This window comes from Coraliomargarita parva (genome assembly GCF_027257905.1).
GTDB classification, from domain to species: Bacteria; Verrucomicrobiota; Verrucomicrobiia; order Opitutales; family Coraliomargaritaceae; genus Coraliomargarita_A; species Coraliomargarita_A parva.
The window spans coordinates 101,746-120,389 of the sequence record NZ_JAPZEI010000002.1 but is presented as its reverse complement, the minus strand read 5'-3'; the positions used below and the strand labels follow the sequence as shown (position 1 = coordinate 120,389).

At 52.7% G+C, this 18,644-nt stretch carries 8 protein-coding genes; 4 read left to right on the top strand and 4 right to left on the bottom strand.

Annotated features, from left to right (window positions below; translation table 11 throughout):
- Nucleotides 1–144 precede the first annotated feature (144 nt).
- From O2597_RS02960 to O2597_RS02945, 4 genes are read left to right on the top strand one after another with little or no spacing between them, the layout of a single operon-like run.
- Nucleotides 145–4,458, top strand: a complete 4,314-nt coding sequence (locus tag O2597_RS02960; RefSeq protein WP_269522696.1) for a sugar-binding protein — start codon at nucleotides 145–147, stop codon at nucleotides 4,456–4,458.
- 2 nt (nucleotides 4,459–4,460) lie between these two features.
- Complete coding sequence (locus tag O2597_RS02955) at nucleotides 4,461–5,294, top strand: hypothetical protein (protein ID WP_269522695.1); 834 nt, start codon at nucleotides 4,461–4,463, stop codon at nucleotides 5,292–5,294.
- A gap of 37 nt (nucleotides 5,295–5,331) precedes the next feature.
- The gene (locus O2597_RS02950; protein WP_269522694.1) at nucleotides 5,332–7,146 is read left to right on the top strand and encodes a sialate O-acetylesterase; all 1,815 of its coding nucleotides are present in this window, start codon (nucleotides 5,332–5,334) and stop codon (nucleotides 7,144–7,146) included.
- Nucleotides 7,143–8,570 (top strand): GDSL-type esterase/lipase family protein, encoded by a 1,428-nt coding sequence (locus tag O2597_RS02945; RefSeq protein WP_269522693.1) that lies wholly within the window; start codon nucleotides 7,143–7,145, stop codon nucleotides 8,568–8,570. The genes O2597_RS02950 and O2597_RS02945 overlap by 4 nt, the downstream gene beginning before the upstream one ends.
- 752 nt (nucleotides 8,571–9,322) lie before the next feature.
- On the opposite strand, the gene O2597_RS02940 is transcribed toward O2597_RS02945, so the two are convergent.
- From O2597_RS02940 to O2597_RS02925, 4 genes are all read right to left on the bottom strand, one after another.
- Nucleotides 9,323–10,135 carry a PEP-CTERM sorting domain-containing protein gene (locus O2597_RS02940; protein ID WP_269522692.1) on the bottom strand — a complete coding sequence of 271 codons (813 nt, stop codon included), beginning with the start codon at nucleotides 10,133–10,135 and terminating at the stop codon, nucleotides 9,323–9,325.
- Nucleotides 10,136–10,316: 181 nt separating this feature from the next.
- A complete protein-coding gene (locus O2597_RS02935) occupies nucleotides 10,317–11,033 on the bottom strand; it encodes a hypothetical protein (protein ID WP_269522691.1) in 717 nt (238 codons plus the stop codon).
- A 1-nt stretch (nucleotide 11,034) separates the two neighbouring features.
- The gene (locus O2597_RS02930) at nucleotides 11,035–14,502 is read right to left on the bottom strand and encodes a hypothetical protein (protein ID WP_269522690.1); all 3,468 of its coding nucleotides are present in this window, start codon (nucleotides 14,500–14,502) and stop codon (nucleotides 11,035–11,037) included.
- 91 nt (nucleotides 14,503–14,593) lie between these two features.
- The gene (locus O2597_RS02925) at nucleotides 14,594–18,466 is read right to left on the bottom strand and encodes a type 1 glutamine amidotransferase family protein (RefSeq protein WP_269522689.1); all 3,873 of its coding nucleotides are present in this window, start codon (nucleotides 18,464–18,466) and stop codon (nucleotides 14,594–14,596) included.
- Nucleotides 18,467–18,644 lie beyond the last annotated feature (178 nt).

Genomic DNA, 18,644 nt, shown 5'->3' with positions numbered 1-18,644 from the left:
AGAAAGTGGAAAAATAACTTGAAAGCGAATTGTTTACTGTCTTTTACTCTCAATTGTCAAAAGAATAACCGCATTAATTTTCCCCTCAAACCTTGATAGATCCGTATAATACAGGTCGAGATCATCGTTGTTGACGAAACCCACATGAAGCATCCCCTATCCATCTATCTTCTGCTTTCAGCAGCCTGCATTGGCACCACTCCGAAGGTCTTTTCGGATTTGGTCCCGAATGCTGATTTCACAGAGATGCGTGGAGGCTGCTTATCGTCGTGGCAAATCGGCAACATAAAATCGGGAAATGAAATCTCAGAAGAATCCGGACAACTGGCCCCCCAAGGCGTCAGTATTAGTCTGGAGAAAATCGAGGAACAACCGGCCCTTAAGCTTGAGTCCGACTCAAGCGGTCAGGCTTATGGCCTCGCAGTGTCCGCCCCCTTCCCGCTGTTGCCGGGTTACGACTACGAAATGTCGATCGAATATCAGGCAAAAGGCCTGCACGCACAATCGGTTGATCGAAGCAAGTATGCATCGCTCGTGCTGGATTTGTTCATGTCCAACAATGGAAAGTTTCTAAAGGCCCAGCGGATACAAACAAGCAACAACTCTCAAAGCTGGATCACCGCAAACCGGCTCGCCACTTTCAAATACAACTTTCAAGTGCCTGAAGGTGTGGATCAGGGCGTTGCCCGGATTGCCCTCACCAACAAAATTGCGGATGCGCCGGCGACTGCCTGGGTCCGTAAAGTCAGCATACGCCCGTTGGACCCGAGTCTATCCAACAGCAGCTTTGAGAATTTGACCGGAAAGAACCAACCGGAGCACTGGCAGCCTTACGGTTCTGCTCGGACCTCAATCGATATGAACGTAGCTCGCTCGGGCTCAAACTCAGTCAAAGTGAGTGACGCACCAGACGGCCCCTTTACTGGCTGGAGTATTGTAATACCCGTGCGCGCAGACCGCGAATACAGCTTCAGTGGATACATAAAAACCGGCACGATAAACGCAAATGGATTTCTTCCCGGGGGCGCCCTCGAAATTCAATTTTTGGATCGTCATAATCAACCATTAGGCAACTCAATCAGGTCTGCTGCGGTCGAGTCGAATCAAGACTGGACGGCCGTAAAAACACCAATGGCTCAGGCACCACGAGAGGCAGTCAGCGCCAGACTGACTGCCGGCATGCTATATACGCTGGGAACGGCTTGGTTCGACGACTTATCGCTCGCAATCAATGAAGTCGCTGCCGAGGAACAAGTGATCATCGAGCTGCAACACCCCGGCCCTGACCCGAGCATCCAATACGCAGAAAACCTCCTTCCCAACGGGGACATCGAACTTGGTGGAAATGGCAAGCCGGCGAACTGGACTTATGTGGGGAGTTCAAAGGAAGATTGGACCGAAGAAGAACTGGAGAAGCTCTATGCCAATGGTCGACCCGAGTTTTCAATCGGTCGTGGCAAAGGAGTCTGGAGTCAGGACCTTACCTATACAGGTAAGGGTGCTCTGTTGAATGTCTCAATCGACCCACCGCTTTCCCCTCGGAATTCATGGTATGGGCGTAACCCGGTCGACGGCTATTGGCTCTCAGATCCGGTCGAGTGCAAGCCCGGCTCAGATTATATATGTGGCGCATGGATACGTCCGGGCAAGGCGACCACAGGGGCTTGGACCGGTCCGCTTGAAATTATTTTTTACGACCAGAACGGCAAGGCCTTGACTCCGAATACGTCACCTCGGACGGGCATGAATACGATCCCTGCCGGCAAATGGTCCTACTACGCAACCCTCCCCTATACTGCACCGGATCAGGCACGCTTTTTCCGGGTTCGATTTGGACAGGAATTAGCCGCAGACAAAGGCGGTTGGGGGCGCACCTATGCGGATAACATTGCCGTGTGGCCAATCTCCCCTGAAGCGGCGAACGACGCGAAAGAAGCACAAATCATTGGCAATACCAATCAATACCGGGATTGGTTCGTCTCGGCCCATAAAGAAATCGCACCTCCCTTTCTCCCGAGCCCGAACAAGAGTGTCGCGTATGAAAACCTTTGGGGCAAGTTACTGAACAGTGCACCCGGAAATATCTACCGGGACCCGAGCAAGGATATTGATGCTAAATTCTCGCTCCATAATTTGCTGGGTGAGCAACGCGAGATCGGCCTGCGTGTAACCATCTATGATCCTTGGGGTAAGGAGTGGCCGGCAATTGAGAAGCGCGGCATTCATGTTGAAGGGAGCAGCACGACAGAAGTCCATGTCAACATTCCGGCACCCGGCAGATTTGGAGCCTACTACGCCCAAGCTGAACTCTTGGATGGCGATGTTGTTATCGGCAAAACACACGGGCGCTTTGGTCTTATTCCTGAATTTGAGAAGCCCGAAACTCCCGTCCCGATCTTAGCCACGACACTACTCATCCCGATCCACGGCAATGGCAATGCCTACGAACAAGAACTCGAAACAATGCTACAAATCGGCGGATTCGGACTCACTTGGGTTCGCCTGTATTATGCGCCGACGGAGGAAGACTTGAAACAAAGGATCGCCAAGGTTTTACCTGAAATCGATTGGTATCGCTCCATCGGCTTGGATTGCGTCGTGCAGCTGATGCCAAGGGTTCACCAACCGATCGATCCCGAAGCCTACAAAACAGCTGGTCGCACCATCGCTGAAGCCTTGAAAGGCAAGGCGATCGCTTACGGGAACTGGGGCATTGAACAAGCGAATTCAAACCCATTCTACCGTGACGGATGGGGAGATCTGGAATATGACACGATTCTAGCGAGCCAGTATGACGGCATCAAATCCATCGATCCGGACCAACTGGTATTAACCGGGAATATAGCCACTGACCTCGAAGCCAAAACCATCAAGCGCCTCTACCAATCACCCGCAAACGGCAGGTTCGACGGAACCATCATCAATGCGTATTCCGGCATGCTAAAGGTCATGCAAAACGCACTCAAAGAGTTCGACAAGCATGGCGACACCGACAAATCAGTCTGGTCCGAAGAGCAGGCCACACAACGATCCCCCTTCGAAGGTGAAGCACGACGCTATGGCGAAATTGATGGAGCAAAGACGCTCGTGCGGAACTGGCTAACTCTAATCGCAAAACTTCACCCGCGCATTCGCTCGGTCAATATGTGGGGCTTCGTGCGCGCAACCGAAGCTGAGATCATGATGGTCACCCCCAGCCTTCAACCCCGCCCACAATTTGTAGCACATGCGGTCCTGGCCGATTTCCTCCGGAATGGTGAGCCCAGTAATGATTATTCCACCGAGGCAATTTCATTATACGAGTGGACTTACGAGGATGCCACAAGCGCCTTGGTTGCCTGGTCCAACGCCGGCGAGAAATCGATTACCCTATCGACTGAGAATAAGGAGGTGACGGTAACCGACATCATGGGGAATTCGACCTCACATAAAACACATCATGGGGAAATCACACTCAAGCTGACGGGCAGTCCGATCTTTATAACGAATGGCGGCCCTATGGAGCCCAGCCATCGCTTAACTGCGATGCTCCAGAGAAACGACACAGTTTTAGGACAGCCCAGCGTGCTATTAAAACTCAGGAATAACACGGGCCATGTTTTCGATGGCACGGTATCCTGGAAGGGCGACTTGGTGGATACAAAATCGGATGACATTCAAATAGAGCCGCATGGTCAGTTTCAAATTGAGAAACGAGTCATGACGAACCTTCCCCAAGGGAAAACAAGCGTAATCAAAGCGGAAATACGAACTCCAGCCGGCACCTACTATGCACAATCAGGCGCATTCAATTTCGGGCAAGCCGTTCATGTGGCACAACCGCCCGCGATGGATGGAACGTGGAAAGATTGGACCTCAGCACAAGTGCTTCCCTTCGGCGTGAATCAAGATGAAATAGTTGTTTATCCCAAACGCCTGCCGGATGTCACTTATCGCGGTAAAAACGACATCGTGGGGAACCTGCGTCTATTATGGGACGACAACTACCTCTACTTGGGGGTGGAAGCTCTGGATGACCGGCATGTCGCACAACCTGAGCGTAATCAGTCCGGTTTCATGGGGGACTCTATCGAGTTTGGAATTCAGCCGGATGACATTCGAAAAGCCGACGCGCCTTACTGGGAATTTGAAGCCTATCTTCCTGGAGATGACGCCAAGGGACCGATGATCAACCGTCGTCACCCGACACCGGCCATCGCTGATATCAGCTGGAAGGCAAGCATTGAACCGACGGGTAATAATGGCGACATGACTTACCAGATCGCGATTCCATGGAAAGATATCGGCATTGACGATGCAAAGGCCGGAAAGACCTTCAGCATGGCAGTCGTATTGAACGATGCAGACCGTGCGGACCGCCTCAGTGGCAGTCGCAAACGTATTCGCTGGTTTTCCGGTATCGATGTCGAAAAAGACCCGACCCACTTCGGCCAGATCCAATTAGTCCAACCAAATTAAAAATGAAACACACAAAAACCTCAGTCCTCCCCAAAGCAGTCTGGCTCTTGGCACTCACCACACTCACACAAACGGCTTCCGCCGAAATCGTCCTGCAAGCCGATTTCAACGGCGAACACAATGGGACCGGAGGCCCGAATGACATCGTTACCTTCGGTGGCACCGGTCAACTCTACGATAGTAACCCCAAAGACGATCTCACTGCATCCGCAAACGGAATTCTCACGCTAATCGACGGCCCTGGAAAGACCAACAATTCAGCAGGCGTTCACATCCAACCGGACAGCGCCGCGAACGGGTTCAACAGCATGTATACGACCGGTGACTCCTTCGATCAACTCAACGGTGCGGTGGATTTCTTTTTTACAAGTTCAGGAGTAGAGGTGCAAGCTGCCAGCTTCAGGCCTCTGGACATACGATTCGGACCGGATAACAAGATTCGCTTTATTATTACGACCAATACTGGTGGTTCATGGGCCTTACAGCTAGTTGTCGACGGCCAGATTCTAGCAGCGACCGTTGGCACGAAGAATTTCGCATACAAGCCTGACACACTTTACCATCTGGCCGCCACGCTGGAAACAAACTCCAGCGGGTTCATTAAGGCGCAGCTTTACATCGTCGAAGGCAATACGACTATCAACAAAACAGATACTCCGATCGCCAAAGCAACCAGTCGCTTTAAGGTTCAGCTCAACGCCACCGGACAAGCTCTGGATAATCCGGCTTTCGAGTTTGGCACACGCAATGATTCCATTCCCAAGGAACTCTCGATGGACCAATTTCGCATCTATAATGCGGTGCCCGACGAGTTCACAATCTTAGCGGTCAAATAGAACGATCAACCAACCCGGGGATTCCCCGGACTGTCTCATGCTCGTCCAACAATCTCTCCTACTCGGCCTCTGCATCATTGGAGGCCTATTACCAATCTCAGGCCAAGATACGAATTCGGTAAAGATAAGGCCCGAGAAAAACTATCTGCGCGTCTCGCAAAGTGGTAATCCCTGCATCGAGAGTATCATCGCAGATGATGGCAACCTGAGTAGCCTCAGGTTCCTAAGGCCCAACGAGATTTACGACCTCACGCCCAATGCACACCGACCCGACTTTCTCGAAATCGGGACTGGTCTGCCCGGTGCGCATCCCTTCGATGGGGCTCGAGGCCTCTTCTTCTGGCAAAACGAGGCGGTGAAATTAACCGACGTTCAAATGACGAACTCCACAACAATCGTAGCCGAAGGTCCTCTGGCGGCATTAACCTACGATTTCAGTGCGAACAACGCGATTCACATCACAGCCAGGAACAAGTCGGATGCAACGATGCAGCTCCTGATGGTGCTGGACCCGACAGTGTGCCTCGTCCAAACGAACAACACGCTCCCGGTTCGCACCCCGGTCGTCCGCCTCTGGCAGGATACGATATGGTTTCAGGAGGCGGGTCAAACAGACTGGAGAATCGAAGTCACCGGTGGCGACCGGATTTGGGGCCCGGCGAACGAGGTCGGCACCAACTGGAGGGAAGGCCTCCTCCAAGTCTGGGAAGCGACTCTGCTACCCGGCGAGACCCGTCAGATCCGGATTCAGGCAAGCCCACTCCCGGAAAAGGATGCCGAAACGATGGAAGCTTTGGTTCCGGACAAAATCCCTGCCCGGAAGATGGCGGACATTGCCTTTCCCCGAACAGGGTCATCCGATGATTCAGGAATCAGCCTGTATTCGCCGAAAGACTACCAAGTCTTCCAACGGCAGTCTGAGAGCCGAGGCCCATTGATCATTTCCGGAAGTCTCAAAATGGCTGCCGATAAAGTGCAGGCGAAGCTCGTCGGCGAATCAAGTTTCGGCCCCCTGCCCTTGGAATGGCAGGAGATCAAATATAATGAAGCGACACATGGGTTTAATGCCTCGTGGGAACTGCCGGCCGGCGGGTGGTATGCACTTCAAATCCGCGCACTCCAAGACGGTGAAGTCATCGCAGAAAATACGGTCGAACACCTTGGAATCGGTGAGGTCTTTGTCGTCTGCGGACAATCCAACTCAACCAATTACGGCCAGTCAGGTAAGCGTTACAACAAGACGCAAACCGGACAGGTCGTCAGCTTCGACGGCAATATCTGGCGCCCCTGCGAAGACCCGCTTCCTGGCAGCAGTGATTTTAGCCAGGGTGGAAGCCCCTGGACCTTTTTCGGCGATGCACTTGTCGAGGAATACCATGTGCCGGTCGCGGTTTCGATCACCGGTCACGGCGGCGCGCCCGTGCAATACTGGAAACCCGGCAGCTTCCCATTCTTTTGGGTTATGAGCCGCATCAACCAATTCGGTCCTTACGGCTTCCGCGCCATGCTCTGGCATCAGGGCGAGAGTAGCGTCAAATCGTCCACCGAATTTTATTTTGATACCCTGTCCGAGATAATCGCCGCCACTCGAAAAACTGCCGGCTGGGACATTCCATGGATGGTCGCGCAGGTCTCCTATCACAGCCCGAAGGAACCCTTGTTTGAAACCACTCGGACCGCACAAAAGCAACTTTGGGAGGCAGGCATCGCTCTGGAAGGCCCGGATACGGACACCTTAGTCGGCGAGGACCGTGCGGGTATCCATCTCAGCACCTCAGGACTAAAGAAACACGGCGAAATGTGGGCCGAAAAAATCAGCAGCTACTTGGACGAACAATTCATAAACCAATGAGTCATAAAATCATCTATTCAAAATTCACATCAATTCTGGCAATCGCATGTGCAGCGACGACTCCGATCTTCGGCGCTCCGGACATCGCATCCTCGACCACACCCAAAGTCTTGAGTGAATGGCTCGACCTCCATGAAAGCATGGTGGAAGACGCCAAAGCTAGAGCGGATGAGATCCAGATCGTCCTACTGGGCGATTCGATCACACGCCGCTGGACAGCCGGATCCGGCCGGGCATTACGTGAAGAGCGCTACGATCCCTACGGCTGTCTCAATCTAGGCATCAGTGCAGACCGTATCGAACACGTAATCTGGCGTCTGGAGGACGGTGTCCTTGATCCGGTCTCTCCCAAAATGGTCATGCTCATGATCGGCACGAACAATTTACACGCCAACTCTGCCGAAGAGATCGCTTACGGCGTCTGGAAGATTGTCGACATCCTACGGACGGAACACCCGGACACGCGCGTATTGGTGCAAGGTATTTTCCCCCGAAGCAAACCGGCAGGCTCCATGGAGAAAATCCAAGCGATCAACGAATATTTGAGCCAGCTCGATGATGGGGAAATGGTGCGATATACATATTTCGGAGACAAGTTCCTCAAGCAAGACGGGAGCCTCAATACGACGTGGTTCACCGATGGACTTCATCCGGAAAAGCCGGAAGCCTTTCAAATCTGGGCCGACAGTGTGCAGCCCTTTGTCGATGCCTGGTTGACCGCGGCCCCGGTTCAAATGCCACCACCCGCGGCTCCTGTTGCGACTCCAGGGAAATTAAAGGTTGTGACTCCTCAGGCCCGCAAAGATTGGGAATATAAAGTCCAACGTTTTGTCGCCCAAACCGAACGATCGAAGGGGTATCTCCTTTTTCTCGGCGATACGACCTTGAGCCGTCTCAACACGATCAAGGACGGCCTTTATGACTCGGAATACCAAAAGTATGATCCTGTCTTTGGAGCCATTTGGGGCAATCGAACCGAAAACATACTCTGGCAAATTGAGCAGGTCCCGCAGGACAACATCGCACCGAAACTAATCGTCATCCAAATGCAGGAGAACCTCGTTTCCGGCGGCGGCACCACGCCCGAACAAGTCGCCGAAGGCGTCAAAGCCATCGTCGATGAATTAGCTAAACGCTATCCGGATACCCGCTTCCTACTGGAAAGCACCCTTCCCCTTCGCAACGGAAAAGCGACCAGTTATATGATCGAATACAATCAGAGGCTTCAATCGATCGCCGAAGCGATGCCTCAGGCCGATTACTTAGACCTGGTAGAAGTATTTCAAGACCGTCCTGCAAACGAAATTCCTGTATTCAGTCGTCCGACGAAGGAAGCCTATCAAGCATGGGTTGAAGCACAGCGTCCATTTATCCAAGCGGTCTTCGAAGGCCAATTGACGGCTATGCCGATTCGACTCAACTAGGGGATTTCGGCAATCATCCGGCTTACGCCGTATGCTACATTAGGGCGATTGTAGCATCGACGGTCACGTCGATGACGGATTCCCGATACGCCATAATCATATTGAAGTGGTAAATGCTCTAATGTGGTGTCAGCGAAATTCGCTACATAAATCGTAAGATGAAAGGATCGGCTTTTATACGTAGGGGCGTCGCTCGTGGCGCCCGCAGCGTTGACAGCTTTGGCTCGGCGGGCGTCACCCATGCGCCGCCTCCGGCTATGCAGGACACTGCAAGTGACGCCCCTACATTCATCCACTCGTTCTTAGAAGTTGCGAAAGCTACCGGAGCTAGGGCGTCCCGCCCTACTGTCTGGAAATATACCCATGTGCATTTTAAATCCTCAAAATTGGAGGGCTACGCTCTGCGTGGCCACGAGCAGGTCTAAATTGGACGCGCAGAGCGGGTCCCTCCACTTTGTTCGCAATATATTATGCGAAATGTAGACTAACTTTTATTTCCAGACACCCCCTAGAGCATTCTTATATCAGGGCAGGATGCCCTGACTCCGTTGACGCCAATTTATTAATGTCGGCAATCATCCATTAGGGCGATTGTAGCAGCGACGGTCACGCCGATAACGGATTCCCGATACGCCATAATCAAATCGAAGTGGTATACAACAACTTGAACCTCCTCATCAAGCAGAAGCCCCCCTTCACATAACAAAAAAGGCCCACCGAAGTGGGCCTTTTAAAAAGACGAAATGTATGTGTTATCGCAGCGAACGGCGACGGCGTAGCATCACCCATCCCAAGCCCATGGCTCCGGCCAACAGCGCAGAAGTATGCGGTTCCGGAATGGCGGCCAAAATGACACCGGCGGAGGCGTAGCGATCATTTCCGCCACTACCTGTGAAGGCCACAGTATTGGTGTAATCGGTCGCCGCACTATCGAATGCAAAGTAACCGAATAAAGAGGATATCGAAGGTGCGTCATCCCGATACACAATCTCATCGTCAGCAGTTTCACTGAATGCGATTGTAAGATTAGTTGTATAATCGGCATTGTTACTCGCAACAAAAGCCAAACTGCCAGCAAGGGGATCGCCACTATAATCCAGAGTTGAACTTGCTCCAGTCGTATTACCATCAGAAGCAATACCAAGGACGGGTGAGCTCGTATTCACATTATCGAGAAAGAGATAGCTGATGACCGTAGTCGTGCTTATACTATTATTCAGATCAATGTCCAAAGAGCCAACCCCACCTGTCGAAGTCGTCGCAATCCCCCAAATTGAGGTATAATTTTGATATGTATTATCACCGCTGACGCTCGCAGCAGAAACGAGTTCAACCATATCCCCCCCCATGAATGTCACTCCTGAAGCAAAGGGCTGATTGCTAAACTCAGTTGTCACTGCGACCAACAAATAGTTTCCCGAAGTTGTGGTCGATACATCATAGATATTTGCACTAGAGGTGCTTTCCAACGCACCAAAGTCATTGACCACAATGTCTGCGGCGGAGAGTGAAAAGCTGGACAGCGCGCAAGCAGCGAGACCAAGGGCGGGGAATCTGTATTTCATAAGACTTAGGGATTTACGTGTAGATGAATTTTAACGGACGAATTTGAAGGATGCGAAAAAGTTACACTCTACTAATTAGAAGACTATAAAGAATTTAATGCGAGTGAGAATGAATGCAAGCTCAATTTTACTGAATATCGGCTACCCTCGCTACACTTGGCAGGTTTCGTCGGTGGTAAGGCTACTGCTCAAGATATTGCGTAATCGTATTGATCTTCAGACGCGGATGGCGTGTTGAGTAGTCATCGGCCACGAACACTATATTTCGCTCGTTGGAACTGTAGAGCCAACGCGTATTGATTTGTGGGACCCATTCCCCGTCGATATTCGAGCTGAAATGAATGCGCACATTGACCTGGTCACCTTCGTCGAGGTTGACCGTTTTATAGTCCTTACCGGGCACGATGAATTTCTCTTCGCCGAAAAGGCAGCCGATCTCGTGCTCGCTCAAATTAAACACCCGGTAGGCTCCCGCCGGAAACGCGCGCAAGTCGTCGTTCATCACGATCACCTTCATTTCGGGCGTTGCTTCACCTGGCTGGTGCGCATCGTTGTTAACGAAGAATAGGAGCAGCTCCTTAAGCGCCGGGTCGATGCGGGCGCTGGCCACTGGTATGCGTATCGTGCTCCCGTCAGGCGAACGTCCATCCCGGTAAAACACCAATGGATTCGGTCCTGTATAGTCATAAGGGCCTCGACGAAAAGCTGAAGAGATACGGAACGCGCGCGGTTCGCCCTCATCCAGATAGTAGAGACCACGGGCATCGATCGTCCCCAGCGCATAGCAGGAAAAGCGAATCGAAATCAGGGCTTCGTCCGTTTCCGCCGCATGACTCGTCACGGAGCACAGAGACGCGAGGGCAGCTATGAGGAAAACAACTTTACGGGTAAGAGGCATATTAAATTTCTTCGGAGTTCAACCAGCGGAAGGAACGAATCACAAAGCGTCGCCCCAGATCCAAACCGCCGGCAGTGGAAAGACTGTAGTCATCATAGGGTTCAAGGCCAGTCTCCACGTAATCCGGCACACGTTGCACAACCGCTTCACAATAAACCTTTGTTTTTTGACCGGAAACCGGGTCTTCGTAATCCCCATAAGAGCGGATGGTGAAGGTATCGGAACGTGCGGCCATCACCGGCCCCAACGACATGAGCAAATCGCTCTGGCGCAAATATCCGGGAGCTCCCGAGGCCACCTTGCCAATCGCGTGCTCGGGGAAGGCGATGTTCGCATCCGAAACGTCCTGCGAATTCACGGAATCCGAAAACTGGTCATTTATATTGGTCTCTTCGATCGCCGCTTGAAGCGCTCCTTTCAACCCCGTTCCATCGGTAGCCAGCCGGCGGTTCACAAAATCCGACAGCGACACAAAGGGCCCGCGGTCCTTGACCTGCTGAACAATCTCCTGCGCAAGGTTCTCGATCTCCGCATTCGATAGTGAACGGAAACCGCGCCAGTCATCGCTGTCATCCCCACCCGGCAGACTCATGCGACTGAAGGGATTCTCAATGTTGCTGTCGGAAAGAGTGCTATCGCCTTCGACATACTCCATATCAATACCGTTCAGTGAGCTGAGTAGCGCCTTCCAAGCCTCGACTGAAGTCGAGTTCACATTAAAAGCACCATCGACAACGAGGCTGGCCGCCAGCTTTTTGTAGGCATCTGCTGCTATACCTGAACTCGTGGAAGCATCCGTAACATAATCAAGGAAAGCAGCATCATTGCTGGCAAACAGCCGCATACGCGAATCCGGCAGGGACTCGCCATCGAGATATTCCTGGAAAATTTTGTCGAATTCGGTATCTGAGAGATTCAGGTCATCACGCGGTGCCAGGCTTGAGAAGTAATAGTCGTCCCAGAGCGCATCGTTGGCGAGAAAAGACCAGTCCACCTGTGTGTAGCTCTTACCGCTATCCGTAATGGTGCGCGTAACCGCGCCGCGATCGATGAAGGGGCTGGCGAGCGAATTGCCAATCACATAGGCGGGCTCCTGCGCGTAGTGGTTTACATTGTTGACGTGTTGCAGAGCCGCCAACGACTGCAAGGGCATCGTGGGAATTTCAAAGAGAGTCACACGTGTATCGCCGCCCGTGTTACTGTCGCCCCAGTATCCGGAACCATCCGGAGCGATGGACGGCTCGCCGGAACTCCAGTTGGTCAGGCGAGATAAACCGAGAAACCAATTGCCCACACTGGGTATTTCTTCACCGCCATCTTTGTCACTACCTGTATTGCGCCGAAAAGAACTCGCCCGAGGATTATAGAGCCCGAGAAACTGCGGCGGCGCAAAGCTTGTGGAGGCTTTAAGGTGTGCATCGAGCATCCCCACCGGATGCCGCTCCGGAGCCACCGTGCTGGCAATTTCCTCGACCAACACGTAATCACCAGCGGTCGCGGAAGGCCAGATGAAGTTTTCATTACTGGAATCGTTCGTATACAAATACCCAAGGGTGATTTCTTTGTCATCCCAGCCTCCCGGAACCCAACGTCTAAGCGTGCTGCTCACATTGATCCGGCTGGTATTCGAGATTTCGAGACTCAACTGGGTTCCCTCCTCCACAATGAGCGACTGCATCGTGCTGTTCTCGTCAGATGTGCCACTTGCATCGATGATCTTATCGTAAATCAACGCGTCGGTCTGCTGGATTGCCAGTGTGGTCGCTCCCAACTGTGCCGATAAATAGCCGGCCGAACTGGCTTGATTGCTACTCATGGTGAGGTCCGAATAGACCCTGATTTCCCCCGGTTCCAGCGCTTCAGTCCCCATCATCCGAAACGACCAGCCGACATTGCCTTTGGACGATCCTCCGAGGTCCTGAAAGCGGCTGACATAAGTTTCAAGCGTCCCCGCAGGCGGCGTCACATGAATCGTGATGGGCATATTGATGAAGCTGAAACCGGCTGAAAACTGGGTAAAGCTCAAGCTGACATTGTAGGGATTCCAAATCGTAACCACCGGATTAAAATGCAAATCCACACGATACGTTGGCGTCTCCCCTTCGGTCGTCACCGCCTGCTCGACTGCCTGCACACTGATGAAAATCTGCATCCGGGTGATCAGGGGTGTGATCGCCATATCGGTCACTCGTGGAATCGGCTCCATGTTACTGACCTTAAAAGTGTCATTAACATTCTGGTCGAATTCGACGTCATAATAGGCCTGCGGCAGGGAGTTGCGCTGGTCCGAGCCGCGGTAGCCTTCTGGAAAATACGGACGCGACGCGATGGTATATCCGCTACCGGACTTCTGCACTCCCAGTGGGTTACCATACTTGTAGCTCTGCATACGATCGGGATCATCGTCCTTGTATAGCCGGTAATAGTTGCGCAGCAGATGCCAACTGGGACCGCGCACCAACGCATCGGCAGAGTCAGGACCGGGCACAGGAAAATCGTCGAAGGTAAACAGGTAATTCACCTGGTGGTCGGAGATAAAGGGAACCGACTCTCCCCCGGAAGCGAAAGTGGAATCCGCATTGAAATCATTGAAGTCCATTTCGAAGGCCAGACTGAGGTCTTTTTTCAAGCCACCTTTCTTTACATTAGACAGGAGCCCGTAACTTACAGTTGTGACGTCATGGATTCGGTTGGCATAAAGGCTATCCAATGCAGGGTCCAGAAGCGGAAAATCCTGATTGCTTTCAACACGCGGCAGGAGCGACTCAACCGAAGTGCTATCGGGATCAATGACACTGCCGAGGGTATTACCGCTCTCGTCGATTGAGATGACTTCAATTCCGTTACGTTGGGCGGTCATCTGGGTGTAGCGATTGGCTTCGTCCGAACCGTCGCGATGCGGGTTGACCAAATTAACCTTGGCCTTGACTCCTTCATCTCCCACCCAGAATGCGTAATGCCCATTGACGGCGTCGTCGCTACCAGTCACTCCCATCTTACCGACCAACACGTTGTTCGACGGCTCGGAGTCGCTGCTGACGAGAAGAATCCCATCGACCACAGTGTCACCCGGTTCCAGCTCATCGCCTGTTGAATTTTTGCCGGAGACCAGCCAAGCGACATCCGCCGGAGGCGAAAAGGCATCGAAGGAATTGCGACCGGAAACATCCCAAACCCCCGTCCAGTGCTTCTGGTTGTCGTCGAGGGAATCGGATGCCAGTTCCGCAGTTCCCGTCACACGCTGATCCGCCCCTGCTACGACCTGTAATTCGCCCAGCGCGATTTGCAAACCAAGAATCGCGTTCGCCCGAGCTCGCGCGATCTCCCGAGTCACGGACGCCGCCTGCTGATCGATGCGAACCATCGTGGTCAACGATAGCAGGAGCAGCAGCAGGAAAGCCATTAACGACAGCGCAACCACCAAGGCAAAACCAGCATTGCGGCGACTATCAGGAGGAGACGGTTTCATAGGATAACGGAGGGGTATTTTCGGCTCAAAAACCGGAGCTTGATTATGGTATAGACTGGGTAGATTCATTTATGGGACAGCGATTTGCAGGTCAATCCCGGGGATAGAAATTCAGCTCGACCGAGCTGACATTTCCGCGCGCGGGATAGGTCATACTGGAAAGCTCGATAGTATTCTCAGCCCCGAACTTCACCCAAGGCGTGACGTCGAGTTCAAAGGCATCTCCGACCGGATGATGGAAACGCATGATCCAATGGCCGTTGACTAGAACCCCCAGAATCTTGGCACTGGCCTCCCAACGAACACGCACACGCATGTCCGCGAGGTCTTCGGGGACAAAAACTTTACGACTCAAAATACGGGCGTCAACACGACCTGGCAGCGTCACCGGTTCATCATAGTGGAGTGCATCCTCGGTCGACTGCCATGTCCCTGCCAGATTGATTGACTCCGCTGGAGTGGGTCGAAACCAGAGCCATGCGGTGCCTCGTGTGCCGGCCAGCACCGACTCGCTCTTGATCTCCAAAGCAAGTGTATACGTCGACCCCGGAGTCAGAGCATCGAAAGGATTGTCCCCTGCAATGCCGTTTTCGGTCCAGTCACTGACCAGCTTGCCGTCCAACCAGATCCGGCCTTCGGTGGCAAAGGTCGCACCAATCCAGGACTGGAACCAAAGCTCGATGACACCATCCGTCCAATCTTCCGGCACGGTAAACGTCTTACGCAGCAGTGCATGATCGACACCAGCAAACCGTGGCTGCGTGCTCCAGACTCCCAGCATATCCAAATGCTTCCAATCCGAGTCGTCGAAGTCGCTCGTCAGTTGCCTTGCCTCTGGAGACTGCCCATCGGTGAGTGGGAGGATGGCCCAATCGGTGCCTAGATCGACAGAATGCGGGTGCAATGGCGCGTCATAGTTAACAGGCTCTGGCTTTAACGGACTGAGCCACCAGTTTCGCTGCAGTTTGAACCACCGAGTAGGAGCCGCTTGGATTTCGTCGCGCGGCGTCAGGAAAGCAAGTGTCTGCAACGGCTCCAGCGCAATAGGAATGCCTTTATCGCCGAGCGGAAGACGGGTCTGTCCGACCACGTCCCAAGCCCAGTCTGCATGGTTGCCAGCAGGCAACTGAATGTGCCCCTCCAACGGAGTTTCCTTCAAGGGGTTCCAAGCCACCCATACGTCATAAAAACCGTTGTTTGACTCGTAGTGACGCAGAATGATATTCGAGTTGTCCGGCGTCCAGTCATACTCAATGGGTGCCACACCAAGCCAGGCGAACAATTGCGAAAAGAGACGGCGTGTCTGTGTAGCCGAATTAGTCAGACCGCTCTCACGCGGGTCCATGCGATCAGGCATTTTACGACCGTCAAACTTGCAGCCCAATTGTATGATCTTGCCTTTGCCCAGTTCACGAACGCCGACCGCCACGGTGCCGTCGTCCCAATACATGAGTGGACGCGCATCGGGTGCAATTTGCTTGAGCGACAGTCCATTCGCTTCTGTGCCATTCCAGTCCCCGTGAAAGACCGGCTCTCCGGATGCCGGATACATGTCGTGAGCTTTTGACGCCCCGGTGCCATCGTCACGAAGCGTATGAATATTCAGAACCTCAAAGCCGGTCAGATCTGCAATCGGCCAGGAGTCTGGCTTCTCCGGCGTGTGACGCCCCGTCTGCGCAAAGGTCACAAAAATACCGCCCTCACGGACATAGTCTTCGATCTCCAGAAGCAACTTCTCATCCATCACGATGGTGTTGCTATCGATAATGACCCGATACTGACTAGCGTCGCCGGACTCAAAAGAGGATTCAGAGAGCCCATCGCTTTCATAGAGACCGCGCAGATAGGACCGCCAATTCCATTGCCAGTAACCAGCTTCGAGACGTCCGGAATCAGGTGCCCATGGGAATCCGGTGTAGGATCCGGCCATCGTCGAATACAGCGCCGCGATTTCAGCCTTGGGCACATGGTATTTGCCGATCAGTTTAATCAGCGGAAGGTTGTCCACAAAATGCTTCCGGATCTCCACATTCCAAAGGATGCTGCCAATGTGAATGAAATAGTCGATGGCCTGAATGCCCTCGGTTGAGTAGAGGCCGATGTGCTTCTTGAATTCCTCCAGACTCCTTGCCGGCCCTCCCGGCTCCAAACTAAAGGGACGATTCGCGCCGCGCATCAGTGTCGGTAGATAATCAGCCCAGAACGCTCCCATGTAGCCAGTGTTGTGGAAGTTACCGCCATACAGTTTGGCGAGTTGAAGCATGTCGTCCGCATAGGCGTCTGGAGCCATTAGGGTGATTTGCTGATTGGGTGCCACCTGCCGAATCATATTCAGTGAGTCGCGCACAACCTCGATGCGTGTCCAGCGAATCCAATCGGTGAAATCGACCCAGCGTGCGTTCCCCTGCTCTCCCAGATTGGGATACTGCAACGGCTCGTCCGGCGAAAGGTAAACCCGGTAGGCGATGAGCGCCTTGGGCAAACGCATCGCGAGGAGATTTTTACCGGGCTTCAACAGCTGGCCCACTTCCACAGCACAACGGTGTGGATCATTATGAGACAGCTTATCCTCAGCGACTGTTGTGCCATTGAGCACGATTTTCACGGTATCATGGGTGGCCATACTCAGATCCCAGACGTAGAGCCATACCTTGTCTTTGCCTGAGAGCCACTCAGCAGGAACATCGATTTCCCGCCGCACCACCGCCGGGCGTTGCTCAATAAACATGCCCTGATCGGTAAGCGGTGCCTTGTAATCGCCCCAGTCTGCGTCGTCGAAATCGATGGCGAACCATTCATCCCGTGCGCCTAGTGTCTGGATCATCCGCCTGTATTTGCTAGAATTATAAACGATTTTGTAGGTCTCCCCATCTGGCAGCGGTTCGTATTTCAGCTTCCAAATACCAGCCAGATCAAGTGCATCAGGCCCCCACCCCAGAAACGAAGCAAGTTCGGGCACACGAACGGCATCCATTGAATCAAAGTCCACGCCCCAGCGCTGATTCAGCGTCTCAATATCTCCGTATTTCATCGTGAGATATTCCTGATAACTGGCATCCGCCAGCGGACCGTATTCCATCAAAATGTCCTGAAAGCCGTGTCGTAACTCACCGTGAGGCTCCAGTATCGTGGTCAGGTTCGGGTCCCCGGCAAAGTCCTCCACTATGTGCTTCAAATCACATAGTTCTTTGAACTGAATATCCTTGCCCACCCAAGAAGGCATCCCATTGCCGCCCAGATATGGATCGCCAACCTTGTGAAAACCACTGATGAACTGCGGCATTTTCATCTGGGTCTGGTCTCGATATTCGTTGCGCAGCCACCCCTTTCCCTTGCCGCCTGTCATGATGTTCAGCCCGATCGGCAACTTGCGCTCACGCGCTGCAGTGCGTGCCCAATCTAGATAGACAGAGTTGGTCATGCCTTCGGCCGTATCGATTGGATTCATGTTCTCCCAGAAAACAAAGCCCGAGCGCTGCTGTTCCTCGGCGAAATCGAACTCCTGAATGAAATTGTAGCTATTAATTTCCTCATCCTTAGGCGTTTCCCAAGGACGATAATAGTGGCGGAAAGCGAACCGGTCCCAGCGATCCAGCCACATCGGCACCTCAGCATCAGATGCAGACTGCCAAAGCCCTATATCCAATCCAATTTCAGAATTTATATTGGCTGCCAATAGATCTAGGTCAGAGGAAGCAAAGATCCAAACCGATTTTCCAGAGCGAAGCGCGGCAACAACTCCCTGTCCTTCGACAACTGAGGCATCGATTTCTGAGCCGCCCATACGGAAAGACTTCCGGATAACCTCTGGGAGCACCTCTAGATCCGAGAGATACTTGGCCTGCAGCAAAGACGCCTTTGCTTCGTCTTCACTGGCTAGCTTCAGCACACTTCCGTGCTCACTGAATAGTTCCTCCCCGGTGATGGCACCATAACCACGCAACTCGAGTGATGCGAATTTCACGGACTCTGCGTCCAAATGAATACTTGAGATGAACAGCAAGCAAATCGCAGCGATACGCAAAGATACGGCCACAGAGACAGATCGATACAATCCAAAGCACATAGAAAGATGGGATAAACGTGACAAATCTGATTCTTTAATGTCTTTACATTAATATTGTCAATTCATCAATCGTCAG